This window comes from Faecalibacterium sp. An77, from assembly GCF_002161315.1.
Taxonomy (GTDB): domain Bacteria; phylum Bacillota; class Clostridia; order Oscillospirales; family Ruminococcaceae; genus Faecalibacterium.
In genome coordinates this window covers 1-16,615 of sequence record NZ_NFHK01000053.1, presented here as the reverse complement: position 1 = coordinate 16,615, position 16,615 = coordinate 1, and the positions used below count along the sequence as shown (strand labels likewise).

Annotated in this window: 18 protein-coding genes and 1 riboswitch; of the genes, 10 read left to right on the top strand and 8 right to left on the bottom strand. The window is 59.8% G+C overall.

Annotation, left to right across the window (positions count from 1 at the left end):
* Positions 1-180: 180 nt before the first annotated feature.
* The 4 genes from B5G28_RS12490 to B5G28_RS12475 all read right to left on the bottom strand — a co-directional run bounded on the left by B5G28_RS12490 (position 181) and on the right by B5G28_RS12475 (position 4,579).
* The gene (locus B5G28_RS12490; RefSeq protein ID WP_087249299.1) at positions 181-597 is read right to left on the bottom strand and encodes a YjdF family protein; all 417 of its coding nucleotides are present in this window, start codon (positions 595-597) and stop codon (positions 181-183) included.
* Between the two features lie 324 nt (positions 598-921).
* Positions 922-2,268, bottom strand: coding sequence for a YjiH family protein (locus B5G28_RS12485; RefSeq protein WP_087249297.1), 1,347 nt, complete (start codon positions 2,266-2,268; stop codon positions 922-924).
* 39 nt (positions 2,269-2,307) lie between these two features.
* Positions 2,308-3,378, bottom strand: coding sequence for an iron-containing alcohol dehydrogenase family protein (locus B5G28_RS12480; protein ID WP_087249294.1), 1,071 nt, complete (start codon positions 3,376-3,378; stop codon positions 2,308-2,310).
* Between the two features lie 22 nt (positions 3,379-3,400).
* Complete coding sequence (locus tag B5G28_RS12475; protein WP_087249292.1) at positions 3,401-4,579, bottom strand: pyridoxal phosphate-dependent aminotransferase; 1,179 nt, start codon at positions 4,577-4,579, stop codon at positions 3,401-3,403.
* A gap of 87 nt (positions 4,580-4,666) precedes the next feature.
* Here B5G28_RS12475 and B5G28_RS12470 point away from each other — a divergent pair, with 87 nt between their 5' ends.
* The 8 genes from B5G28_RS12470 (at position 4,667) to thiC (ending at position 11,609) form a co-directional block, all read left to right on the top strand.
* Positions 4,667-5,503 (top strand): MerR family transcriptional regulator, encoded by an 837-nt coding sequence (locus tag B5G28_RS12470; RefSeq protein ID WP_087249290.1) that lies wholly within the window; start codon positions 4,667-4,669, stop codon positions 5,501-5,503.
* A gap of 209 nt (positions 5,504-5,712) precedes the next feature.
* On the top strand, positions 5,713-5,976 hold the full coding sequence (locus tag B5G28_RS12465) for a CD3324 family protein (RefSeq protein WP_087249288.1): 264 nt from the start codon (positions 5,713-5,715) through the stop codon (positions 5,974-5,976).
* A gap of 129 nt (positions 5,977-6,105) precedes the next feature.
* On the top strand, positions 6,106-6,849 hold the full coding sequence (locus B5G28_RS12460; protein ID WP_087249286.1) for a conjugal transfer protein: 744 nt from the start codon (positions 6,106-6,108) through the stop codon (positions 6,847-6,849).
* 126 nt (positions 6,850-6,975) lie between these two features.
* Positions 6,976-7,081: riboswitch (TPP riboswitch) on the top strand.
* Between the two features lie 264 nt (positions 7,082-7,345).
* Positions 7,346-7,870: an energy coupling factor transporter S component ThiW gene (thiW, locus tag B5G28_RS12455; RefSeq protein ID WP_087249284.1), complete on the top strand. Its 525-nt coding sequence runs from the start codon at positions 7,346-7,348 to the stop codon at positions 7,868-7,870.
* Positions 7,871-7,885: 15 nt separating this feature from the next.
* Positions 7,886-8,707, top strand: a complete 822-nt coding sequence (thiM, locus tag B5G28_RS12450; RefSeq protein ID WP_087249282.1) for a hydroxyethylthiazole kinase — start codon at positions 7,886-7,888, stop codon at positions 8,705-8,707.
* Complete coding sequence (gene thiE, locus B5G28_RS12445) at positions 8,694-9,338, top strand: thiamine phosphate synthase (protein ID WP_087249280.1); 645 nt, start codon at positions 8,694-8,696, stop codon at positions 9,336-9,338. Before thiM ends, thiE begins: the two co-directional genes overlap by 14 nt.
* Before the next feature lie 120 nt (positions 9,339-9,458).
* Positions 9,459-10,271, top strand: a complete 813-nt coding sequence (thiD, locus tag B5G28_RS12440; protein ID WP_087249278.1) for a bifunctional hydroxymethylpyrimidine kinase/phosphomethylpyrimidine kinase — start codon at positions 9,459-9,461, stop codon at positions 10,269-10,271.
* A 33-nt stretch (positions 10,272-10,304) separates the two neighbouring features.
* On the top strand, positions 10,305-11,609 hold the full coding sequence (gene thiC / locus B5G28_RS12435) for a phosphomethylpyrimidine synthase ThiC (protein ID WP_087249276.1): 1,305 nt from the start codon (positions 10,305-10,307) through the stop codon (positions 11,607-11,609).
* A gap of 145 nt (positions 11,610-11,754) precedes the next feature.
* Here thiC and B5G28_RS12430 read toward each other — a convergent pair whose 3' ends face one another.
* The 3 genes from B5G28_RS12430 to B5G28_RS12420 all read right to left on the bottom strand — a co-directional run bounded on the left by B5G28_RS12430 (position 11,755) and on the right by B5G28_RS12420 (position 13,513).
* Positions 11,755-12,426 carry a hypothetical protein gene (locus B5G28_RS12430; RefSeq protein ID WP_087249274.1) on the bottom strand — a complete coding sequence of 224 codons (672 nt, stop codon included), beginning with the start codon at positions 12,424-12,426 and terminating at the stop codon, positions 11,755-11,757.
* Between the two features lie 4 nt (positions 12,427-12,430).
* Complete coding sequence (locus B5G28_RS12425; protein ID WP_087249272.1) at positions 12,431-12,886, bottom strand: hypothetical protein; 456 nt, start codon at positions 12,884-12,886, stop codon at positions 12,431-12,433.
* Between the two features lie 69 nt (positions 12,887-12,955).
* Entirely contained in the window at positions 12,956-13,513 is a 558-nt protein-coding gene (locus B5G28_RS12420; RefSeq protein WP_087249270.1) for a TetR/AcrR family transcriptional regulator, read from the bottom strand.
* Positions 13,514-13,867: 354 nt separating this feature from the next.
* Between B5G28_RS12420 and B5G28_RS12415 the strand changes: the two genes are divergently transcribed.
* Both B5G28_RS12415 and B5G28_RS12410 read left to right on the top strand, forming a co-directional pair.
* Positions 13,868-15,493, top strand: coding sequence for an amidohydrolase (locus B5G28_RS12415; protein ID WP_087249268.1), 1,626 nt, complete (start codon positions 13,868-13,870; stop codon positions 15,491-15,493).
* Positions 15,494-15,600: 107 nt separating this feature from the next.
* Positions 15,601-16,044, top strand: coding sequence for a GNAT family N-acetyltransferase (locus B5G28_RS12410; protein ID WP_087249266.1), 444 nt, complete (start codon positions 15,601-15,603; stop codon positions 16,042-16,044).
* Positions 16,045-16,133: 89 nt separating this feature from the next.
* Here the strand turns inward: B5G28_RS12410 and B5G28_RS12405 are convergent.
* Positions 16,134-16,615 (bottom strand): IS3 family transposase (locus B5G28_RS12405; RefSeq protein ID WP_144265543.1); only part of this gene is annotated, 482 nt, incomplete at its 5' end.

Sequence of the window (16,615 nt, the reverse complement as noted above, 5' to 3'; positions counted from 1 at the left end):
CACGAGCGAATCCAAACGAAAGCAGGAGTGGCTCCGCTAACGCTCCGCCACTCCTGCTGAATCCTAATATCCTACACTTGGGGCTTTTTTGTACTGTCCACACAATTTGGACCGGTTCACTCTGGTTTTCCAGAAACACCGGGCGTTTTTGTCATGTTCTCAAGGGCTCAGACCGGGGCCTCAACGGCCTCTGTGCTTGGCCTTTTTCTTCTGCTGTTTCAGCGCAAAGCGGCGTTCTGCCTCCGCCTCTTTTTGGGCGCGCTGCCGGGTCTGCCGGAGCTGTTTGTTCTGCTCCTGCTGCAGTTTCAGGGCCTGCTGGGACTTTGTGCCCACGCCGCGGTCCTGCAGCTGCCGTTTGACCTCCCGCTGCACCCGCTTGGGGTTTCTGGAAGCGGCTTTCTCCGCTGCCGGCACCGCCGGTCCAAAGGTTAAGGCATGGTACTGCCGGAGAATCAGCTCATAGATTTCCCCGTCCCGTGGTTCCGTTCCAAAGGTCACCTTGGCCGCCGACAATCTGCCGTTCTCCAGGCGCTCAAAGACGCCCACCCAGAACGGTTCCTCAAAGTACACCGTCAGTCTGCTGGTTCCTGTGCTCATGACAATCCCTCCTGAAACGATTGCGATGAGCAAAGAACGGACAACCCGGAGGGGCAGGTTACTTACCCCGCCCATCGGGCGGGACGGCCGGGCTACCTACCGGCTCTGGTGCGGCGGGGCCGCACGTTGCGTTTTTATCTTTGCGTTGTATGTGTCTCTCCCCTGTCCCGGGCGGCAAACGCCTCCTTTTCGTCTGTGCTTTGCCCGGGGCAGAGCTTCCTGGGGTTATTATAGCAGAGCCGGTGTCGTTTCACAACACCGCTCTTTTCAAGCAGAAAACCGCCCCCGGCAGGCGGGAGCGGTTTCGCATGAATGCATTTTCTGTTACAGGAACAGGTTGGCAAACAGGACAATCAGCGGAATGGCGATGAGGGTGCGCTCCAGGAAGATGATGAGCAGCTTCCAGAAGTTGAGGGGGATCTCGCTCTTGATGATGATGGCGCCCACCTCGGTCATGTAGATGATCTGCACCAGGGACAGCACGCCGATGATGAAGCGGGTCTTGACCGATTCCACACCGGTGATCAGCAGGGCGGGGATGAACATATCGGTGAAGCCGATGAGGGCCGCCGGGGCCACTGCAAAGGCCTCCTCCACCCCGAACAACTGCAGATACAGCCCGATGGGATAGGAAATCCACTGGAACACCGGGGTGTAGGTGGCGATCATCAGGGCCACCATGCCCCAGGCCATGACTACCGGCACCAGGTCAAAGAACATGCCCACCACGACTTCCATGCCGCTGGAGAGAATTTTGCTCAGAGTGAACTTTTCAGCCCGCTGGCAGCTCATCTCCAGCGCATAGGGCAGCAGCTTGGTGTTTTCAGGCAGGTCCTCGTTGATCTGCTTGCCAGTCTTCTCCTGATAGGTGTCGGGAATGGTGCTGATGGGCGGGATGCGGATGCCGATGACCGCCAGAATGATGCCCACCAGGCAGATGCACAGATAGAAGGACGGGAACAAGTGACTGACGTTCACCGTGTTGGCGATCATCAGGCAGAACGGAATGGACACCAGAGAGAAGTTGGTCATGATGTAACCGGCCTCCCGCTTGGTGTAGAAGCCCTTCATGTACTGCTCACGGGTCAGGATGACGGCGGCGTTGGACGCGCCGAACCAGGAGGCAATCAGGTCCACCGAAGCACGGCCCGGCACATGAAACAGGGGCCGCACCACCGGCCGCAGCAGAACCCCCAGAAACTCCATGATGCCACAGTCGGTCAAAAACGGCAGAATGAAGCTGAAGGACACCACAATGCACAGCAGGGTGTTGCACAGGTCCAGCATGGTGACGCCGGTGTCCGCCGAGGTCACCGCCTCGGGGCCAAAGCCAAAGACAATCATGCAGGCAAAGATGGCGCCCAGAATTTTGGACCCCAGATAGAAAGGGGTGGTGTGGAACGCCTTGCTCAGGTAGGTGTTTTTGCGGATGAAATCAGGCTTGAACACCATATCAATCACGCCCATCACCGCCGACACCACCAGGATGCCCACAATGATGTAATTCATGCTGACGCCCATCAGGTTTTTCAAACCGGTCTTGAGGAAGTCCAGCAGTGTGGTGAAGGAATCTCCCTGGGGAATCGGCACCAGAAACATCAATACGCCAAACGCCGACCCAAGAATGAACTTGAGCAGGTTTTTGGGATTGACGGCAGTGGATTTGGTCATAACTTTCTCACTCCTCACAAATCAATCCAGACGCCGGGGTTACAGCGCTTCCACCCGCTGCATGGCCTCAAACAGCATATCTTCGGTGACGGGGTACGGGATGTGCTCCATGTCGGGGCTGTGAACGGCTTCGGTCAGCACCGGTTCCAGCACGCTGCGGTCCAGGGGAACATTCATCTGGCCCAGGGTGGCGGGAATGCCCAGATCGTCCATAAACCGGCGGATCTTCTTCATCTCGTCGGTCTGACCGTCCAGAGCCAGCTGCACCAGCACGCCGTAAGCCACCACGTCCCCGTGGAGATAGGCCTCCTCGAAGCCGGACAGCAGCACCAGGCCATAATATACCGAATGTGCCACCGCGCCGTTGTAGTTTTCATCCACCAGCAGGGACACCAGGCCGGTGCTCACCACATTGGCCAGGACTGCCTCCTCCAGCGCCGGGGTGACCCGGTTGGCCTGGCAGTCGGCCATGGCGGCCGCGCCGTGCTCCAGCAGCGGGAAACAGCACATTCCGCTGATGGACCGGGCCAGGGCCGAGCTGTGGGGCAGAGACTCGCCCCGGGAGGAGAACTGGCACTCATAGTATTTGCCCAGAGTATCCCCCATGCCGGCCCGCAGATAGCAGGCGGGCGCCGCCGCGATGACGCCGGTATGAATAAAGCAGTGGATGGCCGGGCGGTCAAAATAATCGAAGTGGTCAAAGCTGCCGTCCTCCCGGTACACCACCGACAGGGCGGTGGTGCCGGCGCAGGTGGCCGCGATGGTGGGGAACGTGAACACCGGCAGTCCGGCCCGCCAGGCGGCGCCTTTGGCGGTATCCAGCGCCTTGCCGCCGCCCATGCCAAAGATCATTTCCGCGCCCCGTTCCTTGGCCAGAGCGGCCAGCGCTTCCATCCGGCTGACGGTGCAGTCGGTTCCAAAGACCTCCTGGGCCACGATTTCCAGGCCGCTGCCCTCCAGGGCCTGCCGCAGAGCAGGGGCCGCCGCCTCCATGGCCTTGGGTCCGCCGATCAGCAGGGCGCGGCTGCCGTACAGCTTGCACACCTGGGGCACGGCGTCGTAGGCGTCGGGGCCGATGGTATAATTTGCAAAATAGGTTGTTGCAGACATAGGTCCTCCCCTTCCCTGCCGTTTACTTGAGCAGCTCCGCCATCCGGCTCAGGCGGCGGATGGCCTCATCGATGGTCTCCTCCGAGCGGGCAAAGTGCAGACGGATCAGGTTGTTGACCGGCTCACGGAAGAAGCTGGAACCCGGCACCGCCGCCACGCCGATCTCCCGGATCATCCACTCGCAGAATTCCAGGTCGCTGTATCCGGTGAACTGGGGCAGATTCAAAAAGTCCTGAATATCCACCATCACGAAATAGGTTCCCTCAGGAATGTTGTGCTTGAGGCCGATTTTGTCCAGTCCGTCCAGGAAACGGCTGCGCTTGCGGGTGTAGAGGTCCAGCAGGCCATCGTAATAGGACTGGGGGAAGTTCAGGCCCACCACGGCTGCCTCCTGCAGGGGTGCAGGAGCGCCCACCGTCAGGAAGTCATGGACCTTCTTGGCGCCCTCCACCACTTCTTCGGGTCCGATCAGGTAGCCCAGGCGCCAGCCGGTGATGGAATAAGTCTTGGACAGAGAATTGCAGGTGATGGTGTGCTCATACATCCCCGGCAGCGATGCCATGCAGACATGGTGGTTGGGGGCGTAGACCATGTGCTCATACACCTCGTCGGTGATGACAAAGGCGTCGTACTGCAGAGCCAGCTGGCCAATGCCCATCAGCTCCTCCCGGGTGAACACCTTGCCGCAGGGGTTGGAGGGGTTGCAGACGATGATGCCCTTGGCTCCCTGGCGGAAGCCGTCCTCGATCAGGGACAGGTCAAAGTTGTACTCCGGCGGCACCAGAGGCACATAAATGGGCTCTGCGCCTGACAGGATGGCGTCGGCGCCGTAGTTCTCATAGAAGGGCGAAAAGACGATGATCTTGTCGCCGGGGTTGCAGATGGTCATGACGGCGCACATCATGGACTCGGTGCCGCCGCAGGTCACCACAATTTCCTTGTCCGGGTCGATGGTCCGGCCAATGGCACGGCCCTGCTTTTTGGCCAGGGCCTCGCGGAAATTCTCGGCGCCGTAGGTCACCGAATACTGATGAGGGCCTTCATAGGCCACCTTGGCCAGAGCGTCCAGAATTTCTTTCGGGGGGGCAAAATCCGGAAATCCCTGGGAAAGGTTGATGGCTCCATATTCATCGCTGATTCGGGTCATACGGCGGATGACGGAATCCGTAAAAGTCCCGACGCGGTCACTCAGTTTAGGCATAGTGGTCTTCCTCCTTGATCTTTCGACACGATGTCATTATAATAGGGTGTAACGTAACGTTACAGTCAAGAGGAAAGTTGTATATTTATGCAGAAAAATCCAAATCCATGTATAAATACAGGCGAATTTGCCCGTTTATGCAATACCAACAAGCGGACCCTGCTCTATTACGACGAAATCGGGCTGTTTCGGCCCGCGTTCACCGACGAAAACGGCTACCGCTACTACAGCGAAAACCAGTGCGACCTGTTTTTCACCATCCGGTGTTTGCAGGAAATCGGGATGCCCCTCAAAGAGATCCGCAGCTACATCGACCACCGCAGCCCCGAGGCCCTGCAGCAGTTGCTGGGTCAGCAGAAGCTGAAGGTCCAGCAGGAGCTGGAAAAGCTCCGCCGGATTGAGCAGGTCATCGACAACAAGCTGGGGCTGGTGGATCTGAGCCGTCAGCCCCAGGTTACCGCCCACATCGGCAGCGTAGGACTGGAACAGCTGCCCGCCGAATATCTGGTCGTCAGCCCGCCCATCAACACCGACGACCACGACCAGGTTTTTGCCGCCCTGTGCAGCCACATCGGCTACTGCAGCCGCCACCGGCTGAACGCCGGCCATCCCTATGGGGCCATGGTTTCCACCGAATTCCTGGCCCGGGAGCAGTGGGGCTGCTACTCCCACTTTTTCACCAAGGTAGTGGACGAGCCCAAAGGGCATCCCTGCCACCAAAAGCCGGCGGGCGAATATGCCGTGACCTATCTGGCCGGGGATTACTACAACGCCGCCCCGGCGTTCCGGCTGCTGCAGGAATATCTGGCCCAAAATCACCTTCGCCCCGGGGCCTTCTGCTACAAGGAGGCGGTGCTGGACGAGGTGTCCATGGCGGACCCTTCCGGCTATCTGACCCGGATTTCGGTGCAGGTGTTCCAGTAAGTTTTTCGCGTTTTCCTGCGGGGCATTCCTTGAAGTCTGCCCCGCTTCACCCGGTCATTCAGGAAAGAAGGGATGGTATGATCAAACTCAACCAAGACGGGCTCCATGCAAAGCCAGTGTGCTGCGACCTTTGCATGGAGTAACGGCTGTCGCAGTGAAATTTTGCTGGCTTTGCTGCCTGATGCATCTGCAAGGAGGAAAGCCCGCATATGAAATACGTCAACGCCAAAAACCTCCTTCCCGAATCCCTGGTCCGGGAGCTGCAGCGGTACATTCAGGGCGGCTATCTGTACATTCCCGCCGATGCCGCCCAGCCCAAGCGCTGGGGTGAGGTGTCCGGCTACCGCCAGGAGCTGGAACGCCGCAACCGGCAGATCCGCCGGGCCTATCGGGAAGGCACATCCATGGAGCAGCTGGCAGACCGCTACAGTCTGTCGCTCTCCGCCATCCGCAAAATCATCTATCGCAAATAACCTTCCGGGGGCTGCTGCGCAGCGGCCCCTTTTCGTGTATACAAAACGGTTCTGCATCATCCGGTGGATGGAAATCCCCCGCCCTTTGCGGTATCCTGAGACCATCCAAACAACCGGAGGACACCATCTATGTGCACACGTTTTCTTCACCGCGGGGATGACATCATCACCGGCTTCAACTTCGAGATCGACCTGTCCGTCTGGGACCACCAGGTGGTCCTGGAAAAAGACCGCTTTTTCATTGGCATTCTTCGCCCCGACGGAGTCCGCCACTCCTATCACGGCGTTCACCGGAACGGCAATGCGGGAACCCTTCTATACGTCCATGGCAGCCCCGCCGGTGCCTACCGGGAAGGGCCCGACTGTCTGACCATCGCCGACCTGACCGAGCGGTTCATCCGGGCGGAAATCACCTTTGACCAGGCTCTGGCCCTGGTCCAGACCCGCCGGATTGTCTACGCCCCCGACGCCACCATGCAGGCCATGCTGTCCGACCGCCAGGGGCGGGTATTGATTGTTGAGCCGGGCATCGGCTGGCGGGCAGAATACGCCCCCTATTCCCTGATGGCCAACGCTTCCCTGCTGGATCCGGCAAGCACCGCTCCCTTCGCGTTGCCGGGGGACGACCGCTATCAGCGGGCCGAACAGCTGCTGAAGGGCAGCAGCGCCGGCTTTTCGGTCCGGGACGGCCTGGCCCTGCTGGAGGAGGTCCATCAGGAGGGCATCTGGGCCACACGGGTTTCCTTTGTCTATTCGGTTCGGGAACAGGCGGTCTACTACACCGAAAACAACCGCTTCGATCGGATACAGGTTTACCGGTTCCCGGACGGACCGGGCCTCCCCTCTTCCCCCCACCGTTTGACATTGTATTGACAAGGGGCGCGATTCGCGCTATACTGTAACCCGACAAGGGCCGCGCCCATCTTTGGCGCAAAAAGCATCCTGCCTGCGTTTATTTTTATCAAGCAGCAGACAAAAAAGCGCGTTTCCCTGTCCAAAAACTACATACTGGGGAGCTTGTAAACAGGCTGAGAGGAAGGTGTGACCTTCGACCCGTAAACCTGATTTGGATAATGCCAACGTAGGGAAAACAACGCTTTCTTTTTCGGAGATGCCAAGTCAGGCATCTCCGATTTTTTAATTTTCTTCCGGGAGGAGGCTGAGAGAGACGGAATCCGCGGCCCGGCCGCGGCGGACCAAGGGGAGCGCCTTGGGTCTTGTAGTACAGCGATGGGAAGCCGTGTTCCGGCGTGAGAGGAAGCCAGCAAGCTTCGACCGACCTTTTATGGGCAAAGTTTACCCATTTCACCCATGGGAAACGTCGCTGGAACCGCCGTTTCTCACATTGCATCTCAGAGGAGGATCTATCATGAAAAAGACCAACGTTCACAAGCTCACTGTCGCCAGCATCCTGTGCGCCGTCGCCGTGGTGGGCAGCCTGTTTTCTTTCCCGGTATTCGGCAGCAAATGCGCCCCCGTCCAGCACATGGTGAACATTCTCTGCGCCGTGCTCCTGGGGCCCCAGTATGGCATCGCGGTGGCCTTTGTCGCCAGCCTGCTGCGGAACCTGCTGGGCCTGGGCAGTCTGATGGCCTTCCCTGGCAGCATGATCGGCGCACTGCTGTGCGGCCTGGTCTACTGGAAAACCAAGGCCCTGCTGCCCACCCTGCTGGCGGAAGTGTTCGGCACCGCCGTTCTGGGCGGCCTGTGCGCCTATCCGGTGGCCATCCTGCTGATGGGCCAGAGCGCCGGCAGCATCGCCTTCTATGCCTACATCATCCCCTTCCTGGTGTCCACCGCCGGCGGCGCCATCCTCTCGGGCATCATCCTCTATGCGCTGCGGGATACCGGTGTCTGGGCTCAGGTACAGGCCACCCTGCGGGGCAAAGCATAACAGGAGGAAACCTTCATGTTTCAGGAAATCGCAGCCAACGTGCGGGCCAAAACGCCCCTGATCCACAACATCACCAACTATGTCACCGTCAACGACTGCGCCAACATTCTGCTGGCCTGCGGCGGCAGCCCCATCATGGCCGATGACATCGGCGAAGCAGAGGAAATCACCGCCCTGTGCAGCGGGTTAAACCTCAACATCGGCACCCTCAACCAGCGCACCATCCCCGCCATGCTGGCCGCCGGGCGGCGGGCCAAGGAACTGGGCCATCCGGTGGTGCTGGACCCGGTGGGAGCCGGCGCGTCTACTCTGCGGACCTCCACCGCCCTCCGGCTGCTGGAGGAGGTCAAGCCCACGGTGGTCCGGGGCAACATCTCCGAGATCAAAACCCTGGCTCTGGGCAGCGGCAGCACCAAAGGGGTGGACGCCGATCTGGCCGACCGGGTCACCCCGGAGAATCTGGACCAGATGGCTGCCTTTGCCTGGGAATTTTCGGCCCAGTGCGGCGCCGTTCTGGCCATCACCGGGGCCATCGATCTGGTGGCCGACCCCGACCGTGTTTTCTGCATCTACAACGGACACCCCGACATGAGCCGGGTCACCGGTACCGGCTGCCAGCTGTCCGCTGTGACGGCGGCCTATCTGGCCGCCAACCCCGACGATCCCCTGACAGCCGCAGCGGCGGCTGTCTGCGCCATGGGCCTGTGCGGCGAAATCGCCCACGCCCGTCTGTCCCCGCTGGACGGCAACGCCAGCTATCGAACCTATATCATCGACGCCATGTACAACCTGACGCCGGAAGCACTGGAACAAGGAGCACGCTATGAAATGCGATAAACACACCATGCTGGTCTATGCAGTGACCGACCGGGCCTGGGTCGGCCAAATGACCCTGGCCCAACAGGTGGAGGCTGCCCTCCAAAACGGCGCCACCTGCATCCAGCTGCGGGAAAAGGACCTGGACGAGGCCGCCTTTCTGCAGGAGGCCCGGGAGATGGCCGACCTGTGCCATCGCTATCACGTCCCCTTCATCGTCAACGACAACATAGATATTGCCATCGCCTGCCACGCCGACGGCGTCCACGTGGGCCAGGATGACATGGCCGCCTCGGACGTCCGCAAGCGGGTGGGTGACGACATGATGATCGGTGTGTCGGCCCACACGGTGGAGGAAGCGCTGGAAGCCGTCCGCAACGGAGCCGACTATCTGGGCCTGGGGGCGGTTTTCTCCACCTCCACCAAGACCGACGCCGGAGCCATGTCCTTTGACACCCTCAAGGCCATTTGCGACGCGGTGGACGTGCCCACCGTGGCCATCGGCGGCATCTCCCCTGCCAACATCCTGCAGCTGAGCGGCAGCGGGGTGGACGGTGTCGCGGTGGTCTCGGCCATCTTCGGCGCGCCTGACCCCGGTCAGGCCACCGCCCGTCTGGTGGAGTTGTCCCGCCGGATGGTAACCGGACAATAAGGCCCAACCCATTTGGACGAATCGCTCCCGGCCCCGCCGGGGGATTCACAGTGGCACATTGGGGGCACCACCTTTTGCCGCTTTAGAAAACAATGCTGAACCCGAAAGGAGAACCACATCATGAAACTCAAGACAGCATTGACCATTGCAGGCAGCGACTGCAGCGGAGGCGCCGGCATTCAGGCTGATCTCAAAACCATGACCATGAACGGAGTCTATGGGATGAGCGCCATCACCGCCCTGACCGCCCAGAACACCACCGGTGTGACAGGGATCTCGGAGGTGACGCCGGCGTTTTTGCAGCAGCAGATCGACATGGTCTTTGACGACATCCGGCCGGACGCCGTCAAGATCGGGATGGTATCCTCTGCGGCCCTGATCCAGGTGATCGCCCAGCGGCTGAGCCATTACCAGGCCCAGAACCTGGTGGTGGACCCGGTGATGGTGGCCACCAGCGGCTCGGCCCTGATGGAAAACGACGCCGTCGCCACCCTCAAAAAGCTTCTGCTGCCCATGGCCACCGTCATCACCCCCAACATCCCCGAGGCAGAGGCCCTGTCGGGCCTTTCCATCCAGGATGAGGCCGGGATGGAGCAGGCCGGCAAAGCCCTGTATGAGGCCTTTGGCTGCGCCGTCCTGGTGAAGGGCGGCCACAGCATCAACGACGCCAACGATTTGCTGTACAGCGGCAGCGGGGCGGTCTGGTTCCAGGGCAAGCGCATCGCCAACCCCAACACCCATGGCACCGGCTGCACCCTCTCCTCTGCCATCGCCTCCAACCTGGCCAAGGGCTATTCCCTGGAGGATTCCATCCGCCGGGCCAAGGACTACCTGTCCGGCGCGCTGGCCGCCATGCTGGATCTGGGCAAGGGCAGCGGCCCGCTGCACCACGGGTTTGACCTGCGGGGAACGTTTGCAGAAAGCATGGAATAAGAACACTCTGAATGTCTGAAAGGAAGGCAACCTATGAGAAATTACACCACCCAGATGGACGCCGCCCGGCGCGGCATCATCACTCCTGAAATGAAAGCCGTCGCCGCCAAGGAATACCGCACCGAGGAGGAAATCCGGGATCTGGTCGCCAAGGGCCAGGTGGTCATCTGCGCTAACAAGCTTCACACCTGCATCGACCCCAACGGCGTGGGCTCGATGCTGCGCACCAAGATCAACGTCAACCTGGGCGTCTCCCGGGACTGCAAGGACTACGACGTGGAAATGCAGAAAGTGATGACCGCCGTTCACATGGGCGCGGAGGCCATCATGGACCTGTCCTCCCACGGCAACACCCAGCCCTTCCGCCGGAAGCTCACCAGCGAGTGCCCCGCCATGATCGGCACTGTTCCGGTGTACGACAGCGTCATCCACTACCAGCGCGATCTGGCTACCCTGACCGCCAAGGACTTCATCGACGTGGTCCGGCTCCATGCACAGGACGGCGTGGACTTTGTCACCCTCCACTGCGGCATCACCCGCAAGACCATCGAGCAGATCAAGAAGCACAAGCGGAAGATGAACATTGTCTCCCGGGGCGGCTCTCTGGTCTTTGCCTGGATGAGCATGACCGGCCAGGAGAACCCCTTCTACGAGTACTTCGACGAGATCCTGGACATCTGCCGGGAGTACGACGTCACCATCTCTCTGGGCGATGCCTGCCGTCCCGGCTGTCTGGCCGACGGCAGCGACGTGTGCCAGATTGAGGAGCTGGTCCGGCTGGGCGAGCTGACCAAGCGCGCCTGGGCCAAGGACGTCCAGGTGATGGTGGAGGGCCCCGGCCACATGCCCATGGACCAGATCGAGGCCAACATGAAGATGCAGCAGACCCTCTGCATGGGCGCTCCCTTCTACGTTCTGGGCCCCATCGTCACCGACATCGCCCCCGGCTACGATCACATTACCGCGGCCATCGGCGGCGCCATTGCCGCATCCGCCGGGGCGGCTTTCCTGTGCTACGTCACCCCCGCCGAGCACCTGGCCCTCCCCAACGTGGCGGACGTCAAGCAGGGCATCATCGCCTCCCGCATTGCGGCCCACGCCGCCGACATCGCCAAGAAGGTCCCCCATGCCCGGGACCTGGACGACGCCATGGCCGACGCCCGCCGGACCTTTGACTGGGAGAAGCAGTGGGAGTGCTCCATCGACCCAGAGACCGCCAAGCAGATCCGTGCCGACCGCGCCCCCGAACAGGAGGACAGCTGCTCCATGTGCGGCAAATTCTGCGCGGTGCGCAGCATGAACAAAGCCCTGAACGGCGAATACATCGACATTCTCTGAGTCCTTCCCTCCGACAAAGCAAAAGGACGCATCTTTGGCCCACCGGGCGTGAAAGATGCGTCCTTTTCATTTTTGATCGACAGTATGATGTGTTTTTCTGCAAAGCATAATATCTTTACAGCTTATTTTGACCCCATTTGGCCTCTCAGGCTGCCGAATTCTCCCGCCGCATGGCGAAAAAGCCGATGAAAATGGTCCAGACATAGGCGCAGGTCTTGGGGATCATCAGCATGCCCACCAGAGGCACCGTATCGGCCCACAGAACCACCGGGATATAGAACCCGAAGCTCAGAACGATGGTCAGCCACATCCAGCGGAAGGCCCGGTCCTGATGGCTCTTGGCGCTCTGATAAAACAGAACAATCACCAGCAGGCCCAGCAGCGCAAAGGGGATGTTGCGGTAGATACCCCAGGACAGAGGAGCGTTGGCGCTCAGCCACTGGTTCTGGGGCATCAGGCAGAGCAGCACCCGCACCCCGGCCAGCAGGTACACAGCGGCCGTCAGTTCCCTGCGGCCGGTGACCTGGTAGCGCTTGCGCCAGACGTAGTAGAGCAAGACGTAAAACACCGTCATGGTCACCGAGGTGATGGCTTTGCCCAGGCCCAGGGGGACGGTGTAATTCTCCAGGCCGGTGGTGCAGAGGGCCACAGCCCGGGGCACCAGATGGAAGGAGTCCCCTGCCCCCAGCACCACAGCCATCCAGCCGAACAGCCGGAACTGGGCATTGCCCTTGCAGCCCCGGATCATCAAAATACCTACCGTGATGACGGTGGTCAGATAGACCACGTCAAAAAGCGTTTCCATGATTGCCTGCATAAACTCATTCTCCTTTTGTTGTTGCAGATCTATTTTGCACCGCGGTCCGGGCCAATATAGCCCGGCCGTAGTTGCGTCCAAACAAGAGCCCGGCCAGGAGCAGCGACGCCCCCAGCCCCGAATAGAACACCGCGATGAACCGCTCGGGCGCCAGGCCCGACACCCGAATTCCGATGCCGCCGCCCATCATGACCGCCATCATGGCGAAGGCCTTGGCGTCAAAGAACTTGAGGAAAAACTGCCGCTCCTCCCCATAGCCCTGGATGCGTCTGGTGTGTTTGCCCACCAGGCGGCCAAATACAAACACCTGGAACACCGCGAACACCGCCGCTGACAACAGCAGATTCAAGCCGGCGGCATATCCTTTGTAAGACTGCAGACCAATCCGCAGAATATTCACTCCTGCGGCGCTCCACACCAGGCAGGCCAGCAGCAGGAGGGTTTCTCGCTTGACTTTCATACCATCCTTCCCTTCAAATGAACATCGTTCAGTTTGAGCCGTAAAAAATTCCCACCCGGGGCGGGAATTTCAATAGAGGGTTCTGCGGACAATCTCCAGCACCGCGGAGGGGTCATAGTCCCGCCGAAGCAGGGCCGACAGCATCAGCGAAAAGAGGACATCCGCAAAAATCTCGGGGGTAAAATGGTCGTTGAAGGCATCGGTGCGAATGCGGGGATCTCTCCGAAGTACAAAGCACAAACCATCCAGAATGTGCTGCCAAGTCTGCTGCATTCTCCGTTTGCCGTCCGGCTTCTCCTCCTGCATAAAGCCCAGCGAGTGGAGGGTGAAAAAGCCGGGATACTCCCGATATCCATAGGCCATCCGCTCATACATCCAGGTGATACAGGCCTGGGTGTCCTGAAAAACGGCGCCGTCTTCCGGCTGATGGAAAATCTCACACCAGATGCTCTCCACGGCAGACCCCACCAGCTCAGACTTGGAGCTGAAATAGTTGTAGATCGACCCCACCGACACACCGCAGGCGGCGGCCACCGAGCGCACATTCAGCGCCGCAATCCCCTGCTGCCGGATCAGTTCCCGACTGGTGCGGAGGATTTCTTCTTTGGATGTGACCACTGTGTTCATCTCATCACCTCAATCTGAACATTGTTCAGTATACAGACCCAAAGGCCATTTGTCAAGGGGAAATTTCTTTCCAGAATGATTTTTCAGCGGTCCTTGTACATCCGGACCACCAAAAATCCCGCCGCCAGGGCGATCGCGGCGGCAATGGCGTTGAAGACGATTTTCATTGCTTTGCGCTCCTTTCGTGGACGATTATCCATTGTATGCAGTATAGCAAAACAATGTTTCCCCCAGGTTTCCGTTTTGTGAAGGGCGGGTGAAATCTGCGTGGACCGTTCCATCCTGTGCGATTGACTTTCGGCCCGGGCCCCACTATAATCACAGCAGATACATCATCATACCGAGGATACAACCATGAAAACCATTTATTACAATGGCGCCGTTTATACCGGCGCGCTTCCCCTGGCGGAAGCCTTCATCGAGGAGGACGGCCGCTTTGTCTTTGCCGGCACCAGCCGGCAGGCTCTGGAACACCAGCAGGACGGCGACCGGCTGGTGGACCTGGCGGGTCAGTTCGTGTGCAGCGGCTTCAACGACAGCCATATGCACCTGCTGGAGCTGGGCTACACCCTCCAAATGGCGCCCCTGGCCCAGCACACCGGCCGTCTGGCCGACCTTCTGGACTGCCTGCGAGACTTTTTGAAGCAGCATCCACGGCAGAACGGCGCCTGGCTGATGGGCCGGGGCTGGAACGAAGATTTCTTCTCCGACGTCCACCGGATGCCCGACCGGCACGACCTGGACCAGGTGTCCACCGAAGTTCCCATCTGCATCACCCGGGCCTGCGGCCACTGTCTGGTGGTGAACAGCCGTGCCCTGGACCTGCTGGGGATTTCCGCCCAGACGCCCCAGCCGGCCGGCGGCCGAATCGGCCTTGCAGACGGCGAACCGGACGGCCGCTTCTTTGACAACGCCATGGAGCCGGTCTACGCGGCCATTCCTGCGCCTGACATCGAATCCCTGAAAGAGATGATTCGGCTGGCCTGCCGGGAGTTGAATGCCCGCGGCATCACCAGCAGCCAGACCGACGACTACTGCGTCTTCCGGGCCATCCCCTGGCAGCAGGTGGATCAGGCCTATCAGGAGCTGAAAGAAGCCGGCCAGCTGACGGTGCGGGTCAACGAACAGTGCAACTTCGCCACCCTTGCAGACCTGCAGGGCTTCATTGCCGCCGGTAGACAGACCGGCAAGGGAGACGACCTGTTCCGAACCGGTCCGGTCAAGATCATCGGAGACGGCGCTCTGGGGGCCCGTACCGCCCTTTTGAGCCAGCCCTATGCGGATGATCCGTCCACCTGCGGTCTGCCCGTATACGACCGCAAAACCCTGGAGGAGATGATCGGGCTGGCCCACGCCCACGGGCTGCAAACGGCCACCCACGCCATCGGGGACGCCTGCCTGGACTGGGTGCTGGACGCCCTGGAAAAAGCCCTTACAGCCCATCCCAGAGCCGACCACCGACACGGCATCGTTCATTGCCAAATCACCCGCCCCGACCAGCTGGAGCGAATCCGCCGTCTGAATCTCCATGTGTATGCCCAGAGTATTTTCCTGGACTATGATATTCACATCGTGGAGGCCCGGGCCGGCCGCCGGCTGGCGGCCTCCAGCTATCACTGGAAAACCCTGATGGACCAGGGGGTGACGGTCAGCAACGGTTCCGACTGTCCGGTGGAGCAGCCGGATGTGATGGCCGGCATCCAGTGTGCCGTCACCCGCACCACGCTGCAGGATCATCTGGGTCCTTACCTGCCCGACCAGTGTTTTTCCGTTCAGGAGGCGCTGGACAGCTTTACCATCGCGGGTGCAAAGGCCAGCTTTGAAGAAAGCTGCAAGGGCCGCATTGCCCCGGGCTATCTGGCAGACTTTGTGATTCTGGGAGAGAATCCGTTTGCGGCGGCTCCTCAGGAGCTGCACGCCATCCCCATCCGGGCCACCTATCTGGCGGGCCAGCCGGTCTACCAGGCCGACACCCTCTGATATACCTTTTCGCTCTGGGCGCCGGTTTTCCTTCTCTGTAAAAGCCGGCTTTCCCCTTCCCCGCTGCGCCCTGAAGAGCGCCACCGTCCAACAAACAGGAGGTCCCCATGCTGCTCACCTACCAACCCGCCGACGCATCCGATCTAGACGCCCTCTTTGCCTTTAACAAGGAACTGATCGACCAGTACGAGGACCTGAGCCAAATCCCATACCAAAAGGTTCTGGCCTGGGTCCGCCAAAAGCTGGAACAACAGATCCAGGAATATACCTGCATCTTCGTGGACGGCAAAAAAGCCGGCTACTATCATTTTTCTCCCATGGACTCCGACACCATGGAATTGGACGACCTGTATCTGTTCCCTGCCTTCCGGGGTCACGGCATAGGCACCGCCGTGATTCAAAAGTGCTGCACCGAAACATGCCAGCCCATTCTGCTGTATGTCTTTCAAAAGAACACCGGGGCCATCGCCCTCTATCAAAAGATGGGCTTTCAAATCCAGTGCACCACCCAGAATGTGAGCCGTACCCGCTATATCATGCGGCGTGGCTGAACAGCAGAAAAGAGCCCTCCGCACGCTGAACCGCCCCATATTGTGCGGACAGTACAAAAAAGAGGCCTGCAAGGGGTAGAACAAGCGAATCAAAGACTGGCCTGGCGAAGCGAGAGCGGAGCCAGGCCAGTCTTTGTCTGGAGCCGCTCGTGGTTATAGAAGTGGATGTACTCGTCGATCAGATCGTTGGCCTGCTGAAGTGTCTTGAGCTTTTGGCGGTAGATGCATTCTGTTTTCAGGATACTGAAAAAATTTTCGGCCATTGCGTTGTCATAGCAGTTTCCGCGTCTTGACATGGAAGGCGTAATGCCGTAAGATTGAGTCAGCTTAAAATATCCGTGTGAGGTATATTGAAAGCCTTGGTCGCTGTGGAGCTGCAACTCCCCAGCGACTTTCTCTTTCTTCATGGCAAGGCGAATGGTGTCCAGCACCAGATTCACCGTTTGCTGGGTTGCAGTCTTGTAGGCCACAATGCTGTTGTCGTATAAATCCCGGATCATGGACAGGTACAGGACACCTTGTTCCGTATGGATATAAGAGATATCTGTGACCCATTTGCTGTTAGGTCTTT